Origin of the sequence: Halorubrum miltondacostae (genome assembly GCF_041379815.1) — an archaeon.
Taxonomy (GTDB): domain Archaea; phylum Halobacteriota; class Halobacteria; order Halobacteriales; family Haloferacaceae; genus Halorubrum; species Halorubrum miltondacostae.
This window is the reverse complement of the sequence record NZ_JBEDNY010000001.1, coordinates 260,471-279,501: the sequence shown is the minus strand read 5'-3', so window position 1 is coordinate 279,501 and position 19,031 is coordinate 260,471. Positions and strand designations below refer to the sequence as shown.

Sequence of the window (19,031 nt, the reverse complement as noted above, 5' to 3'; positions counted from 1 at the left end):
GAACGAGAATCAATCGAGGCGCGTGCTCGGTCCCGTATCGCCACGTGTGCCGGCAACCGGCCTGACGAGTTGCGTTTTGCCGACAGTCAGGCGTTTTGTCAGCGCGACTCGTGTAGAGGTGTCGGCTGCGCTGATCTCGTCTCTCTCGGCGGTCCGAGTCGCGTCGCCCTGCGTCCGGAACGCCCCGGTCTCGGCCTGCTCGACTACCTCGATTACCGGTGGGTCGTCGGCGTGTCTCCGTCTTGTCCCCCGAAGGTTATCACGTCGTTTCGCTCGATCGCCGAAGCCGGGACGCTGTTCACGATGATGACGTCGCCGGGACTCCTCGCCGACTCTATGCTTCCCAAGAGCACGACGTAGCTCTGGTCCGCGCCGACGACTTGCGGAACCGCGAAGACGACGAACGGAATCATGACCGCAACGAGGAGGACCACCCCGGCGGCGTTCGCTATGTTCCGCCACGGGATGTCCTCGGACCACGAGCCCTCAGTCGCCGTGTTTTGTGCGTTTTCGTCGGTCATGAGTTCTCGGTGAATGTTTCATTTTTTTCGTCCCATTCCAGTTTCACTGACGTTCCGCTGCTAGAGAATGAACCTGACCCGAACTTCTCAGCCGCCATTTCACACGGGTCGGAGGACCGGCTATCAGACGGGGCGCTGCCGTAGAAATCAGCGTCGTCGTTACCGCCCGTCGTTACCGTGTCGGTCGTCGTACTGCCACCGGAGTAGTCGTATATCGTGAGGTTCTGTCCGGATTTGACGACGACGTATTTCACACCGGCGTCGGTCTCCCACGTAAGCGACCTCGGAGCGCCGTCGTCGTCGAGGTCACCGAAATCGAGGATGGTCAGAGCGAGCGTCACGTCGGATCCGGAGCAGAACGCGATCCAACTGATACCTTCGGACGGCGTCGTCTCGTCTCCCATGTCGCACTGAGCAAGCGAGTCGGACGGCGTGGTCGCCCCAGCATTGTACCGGCGCTGTTCTGCGTAAAACTCGAGTTCGGAGGCAGAGTCCTCGGTAGTACCGGAGCTGCTCACCTCCAGCACGAGTTCGACGGCCTCACCCGGTTCGAAACACCGTGCGGTTTCGCCGGAACAGCGCAGCGGCTCGCCTGCGTTCGCACGCAGACCGTCGAACACCTCTCTCAGTGTCCCCTCGGCAATAGTCACCGTATCGTCGCTATCGGGACACTCGACGCGGAGCTCAACGTTCACGTCGTCGGCCGCGACCAGTCGTCAAGCGAATGAAACTTCGGACAATCGGAACGTACACGCCGGCGGCGACAACGGGGGGTCACAGACGGTGATGGTGACTCTCGACGAGCTCGAAGATCTCGACGTGGAACGAGAGGTCAGGCAGTTGAAAGCCGAGCGGTCGGACAGACCCGATGAAGAGTAGTCGGCTGTGTATCCCGTTTCGGTGGTTAGTCGAGAGACACCTGGGCCGACCGCGACGCCGAGAGCGTTGAATGGCGCTCTGGGAGACACCATCGGCTATCTGAGAACCGTGGCCGCGAGTTCTCGCAATTAAGACGCTGATACGCGATCCACCACCTGACGAGAGCCGATGCGTAGACCGGACGAGAGCCGGACGAGTACGGGGTTCTACTCTCCGCCGTCGGTGTACGCCCAGTCGTCCAGCACGCGCTCGGCGACGTCGTTCGCCTCCGACGGAGACGGACAGGAGCCGTCGGCGACCTCCTGCGAGAGCTCGCCCGCGAGGTCGTACACCGCGCCCCCGTCCGCGCGCTCAGCGACGCGCTCGAAGGTGGGCCGGTACCCCGCGGCGGCGCGCTGACCGATTTCGTCGAGCGAGGCGTCGATGGTGTACTCGAGCTGCCGGACCGCTTCCTCAGGTTCCATACTCGATCTATCAGCTCCGACCTACTTAAATGTACTCGGATTCGGAACTGAGTTAATCCCGACGCGAGACGCGTGCCGAACCGACGTTTATACGCGTCGCGAACGCCGACTGCCGCCATGACCGACGCAGACGACGGCGGCGCGGATCGCGCCCCTTCCGTCGCGGAGCGCGCCGAGGATGTCGACGAACGCGCGGCCGTCGCGGAGCGCGCGGCGCGGGCCGGGGCCGCGGTGGCGAACGAGCACTTCCGGAGCGACATCGACGTGGAGACGAAGGGCGAGGACGACGTAGTGACCGAGGCCGACCGCGCCGCGCAGCGCGCCGTCATCGAGTCGATCCGCGAGGACTACCCCGACGACGCGGTCGTCGGCGAGGAGGAGGACGAGCGCAAGACCGTCCCCGAGTCGGGCCCCGCGTGGGTGATCGATCCCATCGACGGGACGCACAACTACGTCCGCGACATCCGCGTGTGGGGCACCGCGGTCGCGGCCGTCGTCGACGGCGAGCCGGTCGCGTCGGCGATCGTCTGCCCCGCGCTCGGCGACACCTACACCGCCGACGCCGAGGGCGCGTACCGCAACGGCGAGCCGATCGCGGTGAGCGACGTGACCGAGCCCCGGCAAGCGACCGTCGACCCCACGATCTGGTGGGAATACGACGCCCGCGACGAGTACGCCCGCGCCTGCGAGGCGATCGTCACGCGCTTCGGCGACATGCGCCGCCTCGGCGCGGCGCAGGTGGTTCTGCCCACCGTCGCCGCGGGCGGGATAGAGGGGACGATCACGAACGTCTCGGCGAACCCCTGGGACACGGTGGCGGGCGTCTTCGCGATCCGGCAGGCCGGCGGGCGCGTGACGGACTTGGACGGGCACCCCTGGCGACACGACTCGACCGGGCTGGTCGCCTCGAACGGCGCCCTCCACGACGCGGTGCTCGCGGCCGCGAACGAGATCGACGGACAGGAATAGGACGACTGAGAGGCGGGCGCTGGCGAATCGCCGGAGAACACCTCCAAAGCCCCAGTCGCGAGGGCTCGGTGCGGTCGCTGCGGTCCTCGTCAGTCGCTCGCTTTGCTCGCTCCCTCCTGCGGTCCTTGCGTCCCGCGCTTCGCCCTCGCGACTGCCCCTTTGGGTCCCACCCACCGCACAACAACAGCACCTCACGCCTCCCCAGCCTCGTCAGTCGCCGTCGCTCCGCTCCGGCGACTGACTCCCTCACGCGTGCGGTTCGCGGCCTCCGGCCGCTCACCGGCACGCGCCACGGCATCGAATGGGACATGATCGCACCCGCGAGCCGAGGATTCAAATCGGGCGACGGCGAACCCCGTCACATGTACGCGGTCGTCGGCTGTAACGAGTGCGCCAACATGTGGCTGGTCACGGACCCGGAGACGAGCGAGACGGCGCAGTGCTCGCGGTGCGGCAAGACCCACCGGACCGCCAAGCTCAAGCGTTTCTTCGAGTCCGAGGAGCGGGCGGCGGCCCGGCAGGCGCGGTCCGCGCTGCTCGCCAAGAAGCGCGGCGACAGCGCCGCGTTCGCCGAGGTGGACCACGTCGCCGACCTCGAGGCCGCGGTCGAGGACGCCGGCATCGACGACCGCGAGTACCTCGAGGCGTCAGGCATCGACGTCGACGCCGTCGACGAGGCCGCCTCGCGCGCCGAGGGCGGCGGGGGCGGCTCGCGGAGCCGCACCGAGGTCGTCCGCGACGCGGTCGACGCCCTCGACGACCCGACAGAGGCGGCCGTCGTGGAACGCGCCGCGACCGACGGCGTCCCCGCCGACGCGGCCCGCGATATCCTGACCCGCCTCGCGCGCCGCGGCGAGCTCACCGAGTCGAACGGGCGGTATCGCGTGCTCTGACACCGGTTTCGTCCACTCAACCGGCGACTGGACAAAGCACTTATATGCCGCTCGTGACGGGTCGGATATGGACACCCGCACGGCCCTCCTAGTGACGGCGGCCGCGCTCCTCGTCGCGAGCGCGGTCGGCGCCGTCGCCGTCCCCGGCGCGATCACCGACCCGCGAGAGACGAACGAGCCGCCCGGCCGGATCGACGTCGCCGGCGCGACCGTCTCGCCCGGCGAGGTGCGCGGCGAGACCGCCGAGCTCCGGCTCGGCACCGACATCCGCCACCACGGCGGGACGGTCGAGAACGTCACAGTCCGCCACCGCGCGATCGGCAGCGAGTCGGGCCTCCTCGTCGACGAGACCACGGTCGACGTCGGCGACGTCGACTTCGAGGGCGAACAGACCGTCAACGGCACGATCGACGTCGAGCGCGAGGGGGGCTACCGCATCGAGACGGTCGTCTTCGCGGACGGCCAACGCCGCGAGGAGCAGACCACCCGCGTCGCCGGCGTCGCGGCGCTCACGCCCGACTACGCGGACACGCGGGTCGGCTTCACCGAGGGGTCCGTCTGGCCGACGGTCGCGGTGAGCGTCGTCGAGGCCGACAACGAGACGGCGACGCTGTCGGCGTCGGTCTCGGTGACGAACCGCGGCGACGTCGACTCCGAGGACATCGACCTCCGGCTCTACCTCCGGCAGGCGGACTCGAACGTGATCGCGGCGGAGGCGACGGAGACGGTCGGCACCGTCCGCCCCGGCCGCACCGACACCGTGCGGGCGACCGTCGAGGTCCCGAACGGCTACAACTACTACATCGACGCCGCGCTGTTCGACGACGACGTGCTCGTCGACGAGACGCAGGGCGTCGCGAACCTGAACCCGCAAGAGACCATCACCGCGAACGAGACCGTCCGCGACGTCCAGTTCGCCGTCGAGGACTTCGAGCGCGGGGAGGGCGGCGTCGGCGGCGATGGCGGCGACGGCGCGGCGCGGGACGGCGGTGCGAGCGACGACTCGACGCCCGGGTTCGGCCCCCTGGTCGCGCTCGTGGCCCTCGTCGCCGCGGTGCTGACCGCACGGAGGCGACGATGACCGACGAACCGACGCGCGACGACGGAGCGACGGATACTCGACCGACCGACGACAGCGACCGTACCCGCGACTCACCCCAACCAATGACAGACGACGCCGAACACACGGACGCCGACCGCCGAGAGACGGACGCCGAACGGACCGACGAGAGTTCCCGGACGGAGCCGGTCGACTCCTCGGGGGTCGGCGGCCTCTCGACCGACGACCTCCGCGGGCTGCTCGACCGCGTCGGGTTGGCGGCGCTGTCGCTGCTCGCGGTCGTCGCCGGCTGGGGGTTCTACAGCCAGTCCGGGAACGCGATCCGGACGTGGTTCGACCCGGCCTACCAGTCCGTTGCGCTGGCCGTTTTCAACCTCGCGGTCCTGCTCGTCGCGCTCGCCGGCGTGACCCACCAGCTCCGCCGGATTCGCGCGGCGGACCCCCGCGACGACGGGCGCTGACCGCCGCGGAAATCGCTGCCGATCGAGGCCCCGTCGCTACTCGTCGGGGAGCTGGTCGGTGCTGGCCGGGATCTGTTCCACCTGTCCCGCGAGCGTCGCGGCGTCGCCGGCGACCGTGGAGGGCTCGACGCCCGCCTCGCTCGCGACCAGCCTGACGTGCGCGGCGAGCAGCGCGAGCGCCCGGAGGCCGGCCCCCTCGGGGTCGTCCTCGGTGCGCTGGGCGAACGTGGTGTCGACCTCGCCGTCGCGGACGACGCCGACGTGGACCGCGTCGATGTCCTCGCCGTCGAGGAGGTCGCGGGCGCTGGCGAGTTCTGCTTCGAAGTCGTCCCCCGTGGCGGTCCCGCCGTCGGAGGTGTCGCCGTCTGCGGGCGCGTCGCCGTCCGTGGAGATGTCGTCGCTCATACCACTCCCTCCGGCGAGCGGCGTGAAAAGCGCGGCGGGGACCGTCGGGGGGAAGTCGAGATGGAAAATTGAACGGAACCGCGGACGCGACGTTACTCCTCGGGACGGGGCCGCGCGATGAACAGCGCCTCTTCGAGGGTGAACGGGTCGTACACGGACTGGTGACAGACGCAGTACGTCCCGTCGGAGGCGTCGTACCGGGTGGACTCCTCTAGCACCTTGTAGCCGGGGATACAGCAGAAGTGGGTACAGACGTTGAGGTACGCCATGAACCCCTGATCGGTCGACGCCTGGAGCCACTCGTCGTTCTGGGCAGCCTCCTCGATCTCCGGCGAGCGGATGACGACCGCGTTGAGGTTGGTGTCGGCGTCCTCGGAGCGCCACGTGGTCAGCGCGGGCTTGCCAACGCCGTCGCTGCCGATCCCGTTGCCCCACTCCTCGTAGTCGTCGAAGTCGTCGACGTGGATGCGGTCGCCGCCCGAGTACGCCTCCGACTGCCAGTCGTACGGCGGGCCGCTCGCGGCGCGGAACAGGTTGTCAGACTCGAAGTCCGGCTGGACGTTCTCCTGGGACTCGACGCCGCAGTACTGGAACCACGCGCCGGAGTAGGTCTTGCCGCCGAGCTCCTGCTGGGCGACCTCGATCTCTTTTCCCTCCTGGGTGACGGTGGTCGTCTCGGGCCAGATACCCTCGATGTACCCGTCGTCGGTGACCTGAACCGGGATCTGCGGCAGGCCGCGCGGCGCGGGGCCGCCGGTGTGCGCGATGGTCGTCGCGACCGTCGACCCACCGCCGACGCCGCCGGCGGTCGTCAGGGTGTTCACGGTCGCCGACCCCATCGCGCCGACCCCGGCGAGGGCCGCGCCGCCGACGACGCCCTTCACGAAGCGTCGCCGCCCGGACTCAGACGGATACTTGTCGGACGCACTCATACTCGCTCCTGAGGTTGGATCGGTAAAAAGGGTGACGAACCCTCTACCAGGGCGGGAATCGGGTGCGTCGCCGGGTCGCGTCGGCGGTTCGGAACCGAGCGTCCACCGGACCGCCGGGCCGTGCTCGGGACCGCACCGCGAGAGCGGCGGAGACCCGGACGCGCGTAGTCGCCGAGGAACGTTCGTGAAGGAATTAATTCGGAACCGGGGCAAGCATTCGTCTAGCCCACGCATTTAACCGATCCCGTCCGAACTGTCTGTGGTATGAAGTTGCATAATCGGGACGTGCGGACAGACGTTCGAGAACTCGGGGCGCTGGTGGGAGACGTCCTGGCCGCGCAGGCGTCGACGGACGCGTACGAGACGGTCGAGACGCTTCGGAACGCGGCGATCGACTACCGGCGGGGCGACGCCGCGGACCGGGCGGCCCTCCATCAGGCGGTCGACGAACTCTCGACGACCCGCGAGGAGGTCGTCGCCCGCGCGTTCACGACGTACTTCGAACTCATCAACCTCGCCGAAGAGCGCGAGCGGGTCCGCGCCGTCCGGAATGCCGACGACGGGACCGCCCTCCACGACTCTTTCGACGCGACGATAGCCGAGTTCGCCGAAGCGGACGTCGACGCCGACGAGTTAGAGGCGCTGCTCGCCGACGTGCTCATCGAGCCGACGTTCACCGCCCACCCCACGGAGGCCCGGCGGTCGACGGTGAAGTCCAAGCTCCGCTCCATCGCGAACCACCTCGGCGAGTTGGACGAGCGCAACCTCACCGATCGCGAGCGGCGCGCGATCTGGCGTGACGTCACCGCCGAGGTCACCAGCCTGTGGGGGACCCGGCAGGTCCGCCAGCGCGCCCCCGAGCCGGAAGACGAGGCGCGCAACGTCCAGTGGTACCTCGAGAACACGCTGTTCGACGTCGTCGGCGACGCCTACGAGGAGTTCGAGGAGACCATCTCGAAGGAGTACGACGACGTCGACTGCCCCAAGCTCTTCGAGTTCCGCTCGTGGGCCGGCTCCGACCGCGACGGCAACCCCTTCGTCACCCCCGAGGTGACCGACGAGACGCTCGAACGCCAGCGCGAGGTCGCCGTCGAGAAGTACCGCGACCGGTGTAAGCGGCTCTCGGCCGTCCTGAGCCAGGACGGCGACCGGTACGCTGCCGGCGACGCGCTGGCGCGGTCCCTCGCGGCCGACGCCGAGCGGTTCCCGACCGTCGTCGAGGAGGCGCGCGAGCGCTACCCCGACGAGCCGTACCGCCAGAAGCTCCGGCTGATGCGCGAGCGACTCGACCGCGTCAACGACGTCCGCCCGGGCGAGTACCCCGACGGCGACGCCTTCCTCGACGACCTCGATGTCATCGCCGAGTCGCTGCGCGAGGACGACCAGGAGTCGGTGCTGGAGTCGTTCGTCGAGCCGTTCCGCCGGCAGGTCGACACGTTCGGCCTCACGCTGGCGTCGCTCGACCTGCGGGACCACCGCGAGAACCACACCGAGGCCGTCGCCGAGGCGGTCGCCGTCGAGGGCGTCGACTACGCCGGGATGGACGAGGACGAGCGCGTCGACTTCCTCACCGAGGCGATTCTCCAGGAAGATCCGGTCGTCGACGTCGACGAACCCGGCGACGTGTCGGAGACGACGGAGCGCGTGCTCCGCCGGTTCGCGTCGTTCGCGGGCTGGCAGGACGAGTACGGCCAGCAGGCGATAGACACCTACTGTATCTCGATGACCGAGGAGCCGAGCCACGTGCTCGAGGTGCTCTTCTTGACCGACCAGGTCGGCGTCGTCTCCTTACCCGACCACTGCGCGGTCGACGTCGTCCCGCTGCTCGAGACCGAGTCGGCGCTCAACGGGGCCGAGCGCATCCTCGGCACCCTCTTCGAGAACGAGGCCTACGCGGCCGCGCTGGAGGCCCGCGACGAGGTCCAGGAGGTCATGCTCGGCTACTCCGACTCCAACAAGGAGAACGGGTTCCTCGCCGCGAACTGGGACCTCTACGAGAACCAGCGCCGGATCGCCCGGTTCTGCCGCGAGGAGGAGGTCACGCTGCGGCTGTTCCACGGCCGCGGCGGGTCCATCTCGCGCGGCGGCGGCCCAATGAACGAGGCGCTGACCGCGCTCCCGAACGAGACCGTCACCGGACAGGTCAAGTTCACCGAGCAGGGCGAGGCGATCGCCGAGAAGTACGCCAACCCGCGGATCGCCGAGCGCGAGCTGGAACAGATGCTCGACGCGCAGATCCGCGCCCGGAAGGAGGCGAACGAGGAGCCCGTGGAGGACGTGCCCGACCGCTGGGTCGAGGCGATGGAGATCATGGCGCCCGCCGCCCGGAAGACGTACCGGGACCTGCTGAACAGCGACGGGTTTGTCTCCTACTTCGAGCAGGCGACGCCGATCAGTGTCGTCGAGGACCTCAACCTCGGCTCGCGGCCCGCCTCCCGGTCCGGCGAGCGCAGCGTCGAGGACCTACGAGCGATCCCGTGGGTGTTCTCGTGGACGCAGACGCGGCTCATCCTCCCCGGCTGGTACGCGATCGCCTCCGGCATCGACGCCTACCTCGACGAGGTCGGCGAGGAGGCGGGGATGGAGACGCTCCGCGAGATGTTCGACGAGTGGCCCTTCTTCCGGACCACGCTCGACAACGCCTCGCTGGCGCTCGCGCGCACGGAGCCCGAGATCGCCGCCGAGTACGCCGACCTCGCGGACGACGAGCTCCGCGAGCGCTTCTTCCCCGAACTCGTCGGCGAGTACGAGCGCGGCCGCGAGCTGGTCTTGTCGATCAGCGGCCGCGACCAGCTGCTCCGCCGCGAGTGGCTCGAGGAGAGCCTCGACCGGCGGAACCCCTACGTCGACCCACTGAACCTGCTCCAGGCGAACCTGCTTGGGCGCACCCATCGGACCGACGAGGAAGAGCGGACCCTGCGGCTCACAGTCAACGGCATCGCCGCCGGGATGAAGAACACCGGATAGCCCGGTCCGGTCCCCCGCTCGCGCGCCGTTCCCTCTCGGCGCCGGTCCGCGTCGCCGGCGGGCTACCAGACGATCTCGTCGCCGACCGCCACCGTCCCCGTCGCGACGATGCGGGCGTCGAGCCCGCCGCGGCCGTCGAGCGCGTCCGCCGCGTCCGACTCTCCGGCGAGATCGGCCATGTAGCCGCAGGGCTCGCAGTGGCCCGTCCCCTCGACGACGGCCTCGCCGACCCGGAACCGCTCGCCGACGAGCGCGGCGAGGTCGACCCCGCGCGTCGTGACGTTGCGGCGGTGCGCCCCCGCCTCGAGAGTCACGTCGAACTCCGCCGCCGCGGCTTCGAGCGCCTCCGCCTCGATCAGCGTGACGTCGCTCGGCTCCAAGTCCGACTGCTCGTTGTAGATCCCGTCCCCGTCGAAGTAGCGGTCGCCCCGGAGCCCGCGGTCCGCGACCGCCTCGACCGCCGTCCGCGACTCCGGGTCGCCGCCGGTCCCCGAGGCGACGTGAATCCGCTCGACCGTGCCGACGCGTGACTCCGTCATGCGCGACTCACGGCCGCATTCCGAGACGTGGGATCAAGAAGGTAGCGCCGGGTAGCGACCGGCGAGGCGAGTCCGAGGACGCGGAGGCGCCAGGTGGAGAGTCGATCGACCGGCATCCGAATTTCGTATAGCGGTATTAGATTTACGACGGACGCAACGGGGCGAAGTCGGGAGACGGAGCGGCCGCCAGCGAGACGCGTCAAGGCGGCGGAGAACGCGTCTCTACGGGGTTTAGACGGGCGAAACCGAGATAGAGCAGTCGCTGCGGGAGCGAAACGGACGAAAGCAGAGAGATCGGCTTACGCGTAGCGCTCGAGTTCCGGGCGGTCGAGGTCCTCGAAGACCTCGGTCGCGACCTCGGAGAGGAACGCCTCGCCCTCGTCGGAGAGGCGGCGGCCCTCGCCGGAAGCGGTCGTGACGAGACCTTCCTCTTCGAGTGACTGGAGCGACGAGCGGATGAGCTTACGGGAGCCGCCCTCGTGCTCGCCGGGGCGGACGACGTAGCGGTTCGAGCCGCGCTTCTTCGACCCGTACTCGGTCGCGAGCCGTTCGATGCCGATCGGCTCGTTCTGTGCGACCTTCCGCAGGAGGCTCGCGGAACGGACGTACCAAAAGTCGTCCTGCTCCGGCGGGAGCTCTTTGCCAGCGCCGGTCTTGGTGAACTCGACCCAGTCGGGCTCGTCGATCCGGTCTTCGAGTCGCGCGGCGACGGCCTCGATGAGGTCGTCGGCCGGCACGTCGTAGATGGTTACCATTAGGTCTCGATTCACGCCAGCGTCGTTTAAAACCATCGTATCGCGTACGGGCCGTGTGAGCCGTTTTCACGGGGTTGCGGGCCGCTGCGGGCGTCTCGCGGATCGAAGAACGTCGAACGGCGGGGGCGGCGTTACTCGGCGTACTCGTACTGCCGCTCGTTCATCCGGCCCCAGCCGGTGAAGACGAACTCCCCGTCGGGCTGGGTGAACTCCTCGACCTCCCGGCCGAGGTCGGCGTCGTACTCGTGGACGTCGTGGACGTCCTCGTACTCCTCCCACGAGAGGTCGTAGCGCGCGTCGAGCTGCGCGTCGATGTCTAGCGCCTCGACTTCGGCCTGCCACCCCTCGCGGACCGTCTCGGCGTGGATCTCGGCCTGCGCGCCGGAGCCGTAGGAGGCGACGAGCAGCGTCTCGTTGACGAGGTCGCGGTCGCGGGTCAGGGCGTCGCGGAGCGCGCTCACCCGGGCGATGTGGACAGAGCTGGTGTACCAGTTACCGACCTCTCGGGAGAGCCCGAGCGTCGGTTCGACGGCCGTGTCGTACCACGTCTGGTACTGCTCGGTCGTCTTCAGGTCGTCCATGTACCCGCGGATCGCCTCCTCGTACCCCTCGCGGTCGTCGTACTCGTCCTCGCGGGGCTGGCGACCGATCTCGCCGGCCAGCGACTCCTCGTGAGCCGTGTCGCGGATGACGTGCCGGTAGGCGAGGAGCGCCGCTTTCCGGACCATCCCGGGGAACGGCGTGTGGAACGGGGCGTACGCGAAGTCCTCCAGTTCGATGTCGTCGGTGACGGACTCGTAGTCCTCCAAGGCCTCCCGCATCCGGGAGAGGTACACCTGGACCGAGCGCTTCCCGTCGACGCTGGGGAACTGCTGGTTCGGCTTGAGGAAGTCCGTCTCGTCTTTCGATCCGTACCCCTGGTCGGTCGAGAGCTCGACGACCGAGGGGTTCTCGTCGATCAGCATCGCCACCGCGCCGGCCCCCTGCGTCGCCTCGCCGGGATCACCGCGGGCGTACAGCGCCGTGTCGGTGGTGATGACGATCGCGGGGCGGTCGCGGTTCCGACCCGCGCGGATCCAGTTGTACGCGTCGTCTATCGCCTGCGTGCCGGCGAGGCAGGCGAACTTGCGCTCGCCCTTGTTCGCGTGGGTGAAGTCGCCGTCGTACACCTGTTCGAGGCAGCCGGCGATGTACGTCGACACCGGCTTCGAGTGGTCGAACGCCGACTCCGTGGCGACGTCGATCCGCCCGACGTCCGCGGGTTCGAGCCCTTTCCGGTCCATCAGCCCCTTGGCGGCGTTCGCACCCATCGTGACGATGTCCTCGTACACGTCGGGGAACGAGGAGTTGTTGAGCCCGAGCCCCTTCGTGTACTTCTCGGGGTCGTCGCCCTGCTCAGGCGCGAACGTGCCCGGCAGGTCGAGTTTGAGCTTCCCGGTCCAGATCTCGATGCCGTCGATCCCGACTGCGGTCATACACGGTCGTTCACGAGACTGGCATATGGCTTTGTCGATGAGTATTACGTCGATCGTGGTAGATGTGTGGAGGACTATCCGGTACTGCCGCGAGCGGGCGTTCCGATGACATCGACGCCGTTGGGCGAGTAGTCGAACGTCGCACCGCTACCACTGCGGAGGAACTCGGCGTCCTGAACGAAGAGTTCCTCGTTGCCACCATTGAGCGAACCAGTTAGGCCACCGCCGCTGGCGACCCGGAGAGAGGCGCGGTCAAGTATCATATTGCCGTTAGATTCGAGAGTGATCGATTCACTGTTTACCTGCGTCGCATCAAGCGTGGATCCCGCGAGGTCAACGAGGCCACCATTACCCGTGATCGATATTGAACCTCCGCTGAGGAACTCCGATTCACCGACCTGAACTTCCGTTCCCGCAGTGAGAGAGATCGAGTTAGAGTTGACTCGTGTGGTATCGAAGAGAGCGTTACTTCCGCTTATTTGTCCTGATGAGCTTTCGAGCGAGATTGTTCCACCAGATTCGATCTCCGCGTCGCCGACAGAGAGGTCTGAATTCGAGACGACACTGACGCCGGCACCGTTGAGCGTAGTCGTGTCGATCACAGAGCCGTCGAGGTCGGTCTGTCCCTGTGAACTCAACTGAACGGATGCGGATGCTCTCAGCGTCCCGTCAGTGAGGTCGAGGTTACCACCATCCAAGCTGATCCCGTTCCCGTTAGTGGGAGTGGTGTCAAGCGTACCAGAGACGCGTATCTGCCCTGATGATGTGAAGCCTACTTGTCCGTTTTGCGCGGACAGCGTCACGCCGGAATCGACGGTAATCGAGTCGGCTTGTATATCGTATGACGCCTCCGAAACGTCACGAGCGACCACTAGATTCACGGATCGGTCGAAGCTCTGAAGATCCGGTCCCTCGTACGTCGTCTCACCAGTATCGTAGGCCCCGTTGTTGTTTGCATCGTCATAGGCGACTTTTCCTGCTGGAAGGCTATCAGCGCCACCCCCACCGTCTCCCCCACCGCCGGCCCCGCCGCCACCGAGCGCCCCATCGACGTTCTGCGTCGGATCTTCGGGCGCTTTCTGAACACCGACGGTATCCACGGTCAGGTTGGTAGCGGTCGTTTCGAGCGTCAGGTTATGGACGCCGTCGCCGTTCGCGTCGCCCGTGACGCCCCCGTAGGTGTCCGCTGGAATATCAGTCTCGTTCCAGTACTCATCACCACTCAGTCGGGTGGGGACAGTGACGTTGAGATCGCCTTCCGGAATCGAGCCAGTGATGCTCTCGGCCGGGCGGAGTTCGAGAGTCACTCCGCCTGTCCCACTTCGGCGGAACTCGTTTTGAAGCGCGACCACCCGGACTTCCCCGCTATCGGTAACCAGTTCCTGACCCTCGATCACTGCGATACCGCCGCCGTCGTCCCTAGCATCGAGATAGAGCGCAGAAGCATCGTACCACGTCGGCGATCGGTCGATCTCGTTGTAGCCCGGGCGATACTGGAGGAACCGCGTCGGAATCGTCACCGTGTCGCTCCCGTTGGATATCGTGATCGGATACGATTCTGTCGTGCGTATCTCCCCGGCTGGTGCTGGCGGATTGATCGTGAAGAGTCTGGTCGAGTAGCTGGTGCCCAGCCGAACCGTCTGATACTGTGTTCGGTCGATACTCCCCGCCTGTAGGATCCCCGCCCTGAGTTCGACGAGGTCGTTGCGAGCCTCCTCGAAGTGCTGGAACTCGACCTGTGCGTTCTGTTGCGGCACGATCTGTACCTGATACAGCGAGAGGGCTAGAATAAGAAATCCGAACAGGATCACCGTCCCGACCACGACCGACTGGCCCCGACGGTCGCGACTGAAGCGCATTGTCCGGTGTCGACGCCGAGCGGGTATAAAATCCTCCGTCGGTCTCTCAGTCGCGATACTTGGACGACGGCGACGGCGGAGTCCGGGGTCAGCCGCCCGTCGCCCGCCGCTCCGTGAGCCACGCCGACGCGACGGCAACGACGCCGGCGAGCCCGCCAAGTAACACCGCCTGCGTCCAGTTGAAGCCGAGCACCGTCCCCGCGGCGGTCGTGACGAGCAGGAACGCGACCACGAGCGCACCGAGCGTCGATCCGAGGTCTGCCGAGGCGTCAGCGTTAGTCATGGCCGAACGTCGCGGCCTCGGGCGATAAAACGGACCGATTCGGCGGAGCCGTCGCTCCCGTTAGACGGCGGGCCGCGTCGACTCGACCGCCGCTGTAAATCGTATGACGCGATATCAAATCCAACTCGGGACGCTACCCCGGCCCGTCGACCGGTCCGTTTTTGCGCGCGGCGGGTGTTGCCGCGCGTATGGCGAAACAGCCGCACCTGCTGGTCGAGGAGGGCGACGTACACGAGACCGCGATCATCCCCGGCGACCCCGGCCGCGTCGACCGGATCGCCGACCTGTGCGACGACAGCGAGGTCGTCGCGCAGAACCGCGAGTACAAGCTCGTCAACGCGACCTACGACGGGGTCGACCTCACCATCTGCTCGACCGGCATCGGCTGCCCGTCAGCCGCCATCGCCGTCGAGGAGCTCTCACGGGTCGGCGTCGAGACGTTCGTCCGCTGTGGCACCTGCGGGGCGCTCCAGCCGGAGATGGAGGTCGGCGACATGGTCGTCGCGACCGGCGCGGCCAAGGAGGAGGGGACGAGCAAGCGGTACGAGTCCGCCAACTACCCGGCCGTCCCTGACTACGACGTGCTGACGGGGCTCGTCGACGCGGCCGAGGCGAACGACGAAGAGATCCACGTCGGCCCGATCGTCTCGGACGACGCGTTCTACAACGAGAGCGACGAGTACGTCGAGAACTGGAACGACGCGAACCTGCTCGCGATCGAGATGGAGGCCGCGACCGTCTTCTCGCTCGCGCGGCGCAAGGGGCTCGCCGCGGGCGCGATCTGTACCGTCGACGGCAACCTCGTCGCGGGGACGCAGAAGGGCGCGGACTCCGACGACGAACTGCCGGAGAAAGCGAAAGACAACGTCGAGCGCGCGATTCGAATCACGCTGAACGCGGTCACGTCGCTGTAAGCGGCCGGTCCGTTTTCCGTCCTACTCCTCCGCGCGGAACTCGACGAGCGTCAGGTCGCGGTCGAGCGCGCACGTCTCGTGCGGGGGCTCGCCGAGCACCTGATCGATGACGCGCTCGTCGTCGAAGTCGGCTCCGTCTGGGACGCAGTAGCCGTGGCTCGGACACTCGGTGTGCGGGCAGGGGCCGGCGAGCGACGCCTTGCTCCCGGCGTAGGCGCGTTTCGACGGGACGTTCGCGGGGACCGACGCGGGCTCGACCTCGACCGCGCGGACTCCCTCGTCGTGGACGGCGCAGTCGAGCGTCTGGGCGTTCTCGCGGATCCCGGTCACCCGGTAGCGAGTGCCCTCGGAGAGGTTGAGGCACTGGCCCCGGTAGGGACACCCCTCGCAGTCGGCCGATTCCCCCTGGTAGACGAACTCGCGGCCCACGTCCGCGAGCCGCGTCCCAATGAGCGTGACCGTGGTCATGCCCGGAGCGACGCGCCGAGCGTCCGTAAGCCTCCCGCCTCCGCGGGCGTCGGCGGGTCGCCCCCGGAACGGGTGGCGGCGGCCGCGCGGAGGACAAGACACATCCCCGCGCCTCGGCAACCACGAGCGGAGATGATCGGGGGAGTCGCGCGCGAACTGCGCGTCGAGGCCGAGCGGACGAACGAGCGCCGCGTCCTCGTGCTGGCGGGCGACCGCGACCGGGGCATCGACGGCGCGTACGACGCGGTCGCAGCGCTCGGCGTCGACAACGAGTCGGTCTCGCTCGTCTCGACCCGGGAGGGGTTCCGGTTCGAGGAACTTCGCCCGCGGAGCGCCGACGAGCTGCTCGGACGCACCCGGGAAGCGGTGGTCCTCGACTGCCACGAGCGGTTCGTCCCCAACGCGCTCGGTCGAGCGGTCGGCGCGGTCGACGGCGGCGGGCTCCTGGTCCTCCTGACGCCCCCGCTCGACGACTGGCCGGCCGTCCGCGACCGCTTCGACGACTCGCTCGCCGTGCCCCCGTACGGCGTCGACGACGTGACGGGGCGCTTCCGCGAGCGCCTCGTCGAAACGCTCCGGACGCACCCCGGCGTCGCGGTGGCGACGCTCGGCAACGACCCGGAGGGCGACGCCGTGGTCCGGGACGGCCTGACGGGCGCGGCACCCGCTGACGACGGAAACCGCGCGGAGGCGGTCGACACCGTCGGTCCGCGGGGCGCGCCGCCGGGTGCGACGTTCCCCGCGGCCGCGTACGACGCCTGCCTCACGGCAGACCAGTCGCGAGCCCTGCGGGCGTTCGAAGAGCTCTCCGAGCCTGACTCCGCCGTCGTGGTCGAGTCCGACCGGGGGCGCGGGAAGTCGAGCGCGGCCGGGCTGGCGGCGGGCGCGCTCGCGCTGGGGGGCGACGACGTGCTCGTCACCGCGCCCGCGTTCCGGAACGCCGCCGAGGTGTTCACGCGCGCTCGGGAGCTGATCGCGGCGGAGGCGGGCAGCGACCCGGACGGGCGCGACCTCCGAACGCCGGCCGGTGGTCGCGTCCGGTTCCTGTCGCCCGCGGCGGCGGCAGCGGAGGCGGGCGATGCGGACGCCGTGATCGTCGACGAGGCGGCGGCGCTCCCGGTGCGCGTGCTGGAGGGGTTCCTCGACGCGCCCGCGGTCGCGTTCTGTACGACGGTCCACGGCTACGAGGGGGCGGGCCGCGGGTTCGCGGTCCGGTTCCGGGAGCGGCTGCTCGACTCGCGGTTCGCGGTTCGGGACGTGCGGCTCGACGAGCCGATCCGGTACGCGCGGAACGACCCGGTGGAGGCGTGGGCGTCGCGGGCACTCCTGCTGGACGCCCGGCCCGCGGTCGACGCCGCGGTCGCGGACGCGTCGGTCGACGACGCGTCGTACCGCGTACTCGATCCGGATGACCTGCTCGCGGACGAGACGCTGCTCGGCGAGGCGTTCGGGCTGCTCGTCGCCGCGCACTACCGGACCGAGCCGAACGACCTCGCGCGGCTGCTCGACGCACCAAACCTCGTCGCGCGGGCGCTCGTCGCGGACGACCGGGTCGTCGCGGTGGCGCTCCTCGCGCGGGAGGGCGGGCTCGACAACGAGACGCGGCGGGAGATGTATGAGGGCGAGCGCGTCCGCGGTAACATGGTGCCGGACGTGCTCACCAGCCAGCTCCGCGACGAGGACGCCGCCGCGCCGCGCGGCCTGCGCACGGTCCGGATCGCGACCCACCACGCGCTCCGGGACGCTAAGTTCGGTTCGCGACTTCTCGACGAGATACACGCGGAGTTCGGCGGGGAGATCGACTACTTCTCGGTCGGCTACGGCGCGACGCTGCGCCTGCTCCGCTTCTGGAAGCGCGCGGGATACCGGATCGTCCACCTCTCGACGAGCCGCAACGACGCCTCGGGCGAGCACTCCGCGATCATGCTGCGCCCGGAGACCGCGGCCGGGCGCGACCTGCTCGCCCGCCACGCGGTCGCGTTTCGGGACCGCGAGCGCGACGGGCTCTCCGACGCGCACCGCGACGTCGACCCGGACGTGATCCGCGGCGCGCTGGGCGCGTGTTCCGCGCCCGTCCCGGTCGATCTCGCCGAGACCGAGTGGCGCTCCGTCGTCGGGGCGTCGGTCGGCCCGGGGATGTACGACAGCGCGCCCGGCGCGTTCCGCGACCTCGCGCTCGCGGCGCTGATCGAGGGGACCGATCTCGGCGACCGGGCGGAGCGCCTGCTCGTTCGGAAGGTCCTCCAAGGCCGGCCGTGGGAGGAGGTCGCCGACGACCTCGGCTTCGTCTCGACGAGCGCGTGTATGCGCGCGCTCGGCGACGCCTACGTCCCGCTCGTGGGGCGGTACGGGACCGACTTCGCGCTCGCGGAGCGGGAGCGGTTCACCGGCGAGTGAGCCGATCGACGACGACTACTTGTTCACAGATCCGCGGTGGCGCGTGCCGCCGAACGCCCGCAGGGCGTGAGGAGCACGCGCGAGGTCGCCGGCGCGTAGCGCCGGCTGCCAGAGGGACCTCTGGTCCCTCGCTGGACGCGGTGAGCGCTCGGAGAGCGCGAACCGCGAGGCTGGGGAGGCGTGAGGTGCCGTGCCGTGTGGGGCGGGGCTCGAAGGGGCAGTCGCGAGGCCGCCGGAGGGGACGCAAGCACCACAGGGAGCGAACGCGGTGAGCGACCGAGGAGCACAGCGAGCGTCCGGCGGCCTCGCGGCTGGGGCTTCGGAGGGGTTCACAGTCGATCCAATGTGAATCAACCAGAACACGGGAACTCGGTCGACAGAGACCATACGGCCTCGAAAACGACCACGTACAGCCGATTATAACCGGTTTTCGCGCCCGGGGTCGACGTCGATCGCGTCGACCGGGCAGACGTCGACGCAGAGCATACAGTCGATACACTGGTCCTCGTCGGCGGGGTTCGCCTTCCGCTCGGACTCGGAGTGGCCGGGGGTGTCGGTCCACTCAAACACGTCGACCGGACAGTCCTCCAGACACGCGCCGTCGGCGAGACAGATGTCGAAGTCGACCGCGACGTGGGTGCCGCGGATCCCCTGCTTCTCCGGCGGCTCGACGGGACCCCAGACGGCGACGCCGTCCTCCTCGCCGACCCGCTCGCGGTTCACTTCGAAGTTCGAGTCGATGGCCATCGTTGCCCCCGCTTCGCCGGTCGCGGGTTTAAACTCCCCGACG

General features: G+C 68.7%; 19 protein-coding genes. 7 read left to right on the top strand and 12 right to left on the bottom strand.

Translation table 11 applies throughout. From position 1 onward, the window contains the following. Nucleotides 1-212 precede the first annotated feature (212 nt). The 3 genes from ABNG04_RS01500 to ABNG04_RS01490 all read right to left on the bottom strand — a co-directional run bounded on the left by ABNG04_RS01500 (nt 213) and on the right by ABNG04_RS01490 (nt 1,864). Nucleotides 213-521, bottom strand: a complete 309-nt coding sequence (locus ABNG04_RS01500; RefSeq protein ID WP_371159426.1) for a S24/S26 family peptidase — start codon at nt 519-521, stop codon at nt 213-215. Then, nucleotides 518-1,216, bottom strand: coding sequence for a hypothetical protein (locus ABNG04_RS01495; RefSeq protein WP_371159424.1), 699 nt, complete (start codon nt 1,214-1,216; stop codon nt 518-520). Before ABNG04_RS01495 ends, ABNG04_RS01500 begins: the two co-directional genes overlap by 4 nt. A gap of 390 nt (nt 1,217-1,606) precedes the next feature. Then, the gene (locus tag ABNG04_RS01490) at nt 1,607-1,864 is read right to left on the bottom strand and encodes a hypothetical protein (RefSeq protein WP_371159422.1); all 258 of its coding nucleotides are present in this window, start codon (nt 1,862-1,864) and stop codon (nt 1,607-1,609) included. Between the two features lie 117 nt (nt 1,865-1,981). Here ABNG04_RS01490 and ABNG04_RS01485 point away from each other — a divergent pair, with 117 nt between their 5' ends. From ABNG04_RS01485 to ABNG04_RS01470, 4 genes are all read left to right on the top strand, one after another. Beyond that, on the top strand, nt 1,982-2,833 hold the full coding sequence (locus ABNG04_RS01485) for an inositol monophosphatase family protein (RefSeq protein ID WP_371159420.1): 852 nt from the start codon (nt 1,982-1,984) through the stop codon (nt 2,831-2,833). A gap of 362 nt (nt 2,834-3,195) precedes the next feature. After that, nucleotides 3,196-3,726: a DUF5817 domain-containing protein gene (locus ABNG04_RS01480; RefSeq protein ID WP_371159418.1), complete on the top strand. Its 531-nt coding sequence runs from the start codon at nt 3,196-3,198 to the stop codon at nt 3,724-3,726. 67 nt (nt 3,727-3,793) lie between these two features. After that, nucleotides 3,794-4,807 (top strand): DUF7490 domain-containing protein, encoded by a 1,014-nt coding sequence (locus tag ABNG04_RS01475; RefSeq protein WP_371159416.1) that lies wholly within the window; start codon nt 3,794-3,796, stop codon nt 4,805-4,807. Further along, the gene (locus tag ABNG04_RS01470) at nt 4,804-5,247 is read left to right on the top strand and encodes a DUF8060 family membrane protein (protein ID WP_371159414.1); all 444 of its coding nucleotides are present in this window, start codon (nt 4,804-4,806) and stop codon (nt 5,245-5,247) included. Before ABNG04_RS01475 ends, ABNG04_RS01470 begins: the two co-directional genes overlap by 4 nt. A gap of 36 nt (nt 5,248-5,283) precedes the next feature. Here ABNG04_RS01470 and ABNG04_RS01465 read toward each other — a convergent pair whose 3' ends face one another. After that, on the bottom strand, nt 5,284-5,652 hold the full coding sequence (locus tag ABNG04_RS01465; protein WP_371159413.1) for a DUF8113 family protein: 369 nt from the start codon (nt 5,650-5,652) through the stop codon (nt 5,284-5,286). A gap of 92 nt (nt 5,653-5,744) precedes the next feature. Continuing rightward, entirely contained in the window at nt 5,745-6,584 is an 840-nt protein-coding gene (locus ABNG04_RS01460; protein WP_371159411.1) for a ubiquinol-cytochrome c reductase iron-sulfur subunit, read from the bottom strand. Nucleotides 6,585-6,848: 264 nt separating this feature from the next. On the opposite strand from ABNG04_RS01460, the gene ppc reads away from it, so the two are divergent. Further along, a complete protein-coding gene (gene ppc / locus ABNG04_RS01455; protein WP_371159409.1) occupies nt 6,849-9,551 on the top strand; it encodes a phosphoenolpyruvate carboxylase in 2,703 nt (900 codons plus the stop codon). Nucleotides 9,552-9,613: 62 nt separating this feature from the next. Here ppc and ABNG04_RS01450 read toward each other — a convergent pair whose 3' ends face one another. The 5 genes from ABNG04_RS01450 to ABNG04_RS01430 all read right to left on the bottom strand — a co-directional run bounded on the left by ABNG04_RS01450 (nt 9,614) and on the right by ABNG04_RS01430 (nt 14,462). Beyond that, a complete protein-coding gene (locus ABNG04_RS01450; protein WP_371159407.1) occupies nt 9,614-10,090 on the bottom strand; it encodes an MOSC domain-containing protein in 477 nt (158 codons plus the stop codon). Nucleotides 10,091-10,389: 299 nt separating this feature from the next. Continuing rightward, nucleotides 10,390-10,845 carry a 30S ribosomal protein S19e gene (locus ABNG04_RS01445; RefSeq protein WP_371159405.1) on the bottom strand — a complete coding sequence of 152 codons (456 nt, stop codon included), beginning with the start codon at nt 10,843-10,845 and terminating at the stop codon, nt 10,390-10,392. Between the two features lie 131 nt (nt 10,846-10,976). Continuing rightward, complete coding sequence (hmgB, locus tag ABNG04_RS01440) at nt 10,977-12,320, bottom strand: hydroxymethylglutaryl-CoA synthase (protein ID WP_371159403.1); 1,344 nt, start codon at nt 12,318-12,320, stop codon at nt 10,977-10,979. Nucleotides 12,321-12,394: 74 nt separating this feature from the next. Further along, a complete protein-coding gene (locus ABNG04_RS01435; protein ID WP_371159401.1) occupies nt 12,395-14,179 on the bottom strand; it encodes an autotransporter outer membrane beta-barrel domain-containing protein in 1,785 nt (594 codons plus the stop codon). An 88-nt stretch (nt 14,180-14,267) separates the two neighbouring features. Then, the gene (locus ABNG04_RS01430; protein WP_371159399.1) at nt 14,268-14,462 is read right to left on the bottom strand and encodes a hypothetical protein; all 195 of its coding nucleotides are present in this window, start codon (nt 14,460-14,462) and stop codon (nt 14,268-14,270) included. Nucleotides 14,463-14,650: 188 nt separating this feature from the next. Between ABNG04_RS01430 and ABNG04_RS01425 the strand changes: the two genes are divergently transcribed. Further along, entirely contained in the window at nt 14,651-15,376 is a 726-nt protein-coding gene (locus ABNG04_RS01425; protein ID WP_371159397.1) for a guanosine phosphorylase, read from the top strand. Nucleotides 15,377-15,397: 21 nt separating this feature from the next. On the opposite strand, the gene ABNG04_RS01420 is transcribed toward ABNG04_RS01425, so the two are convergent. Continuing rightward, nucleotides 15,398-15,844: a UPF0179 family protein gene (locus tag ABNG04_RS01420; protein WP_371159395.1), complete on the bottom strand. Its 447-nt coding sequence runs from the start codon at nt 15,842-15,844 to the stop codon at nt 15,398-15,400. 132 nt (nt 15,845-15,976) lie between these two features. Between ABNG04_RS01420 and tmcA the strand changes: the two genes are divergently transcribed. Continuing rightward, nucleotides 15,977-18,241 carry a tRNA(Met) cytidine acetyltransferase TmcA gene (tmcA, locus tag ABNG04_RS01415; protein WP_371159393.1) on the top strand — a complete coding sequence of 755 codons (2,265 nt, stop codon included), beginning with the start codon at nt 15,977-15,979 and terminating at the stop codon, nt 18,239-18,241. A gap of 417 nt (nt 18,242-18,658) precedes the next feature. On the opposite strand, the gene ABNG04_RS01410 is transcribed toward tmcA, so the two are convergent. Beyond that, the gene (locus ABNG04_RS01410; protein ID WP_371159391.1) at nt 18,659-18,988 is read right to left on the bottom strand and encodes a 4Fe-4S dicluster domain-containing protein; all 330 of its coding nucleotides are present in this window, start codon (nt 18,986-18,988) and stop codon (nt 18,659-18,661) included. Nucleotides 18,989-19,031 lie beyond the last annotated feature (43 nt).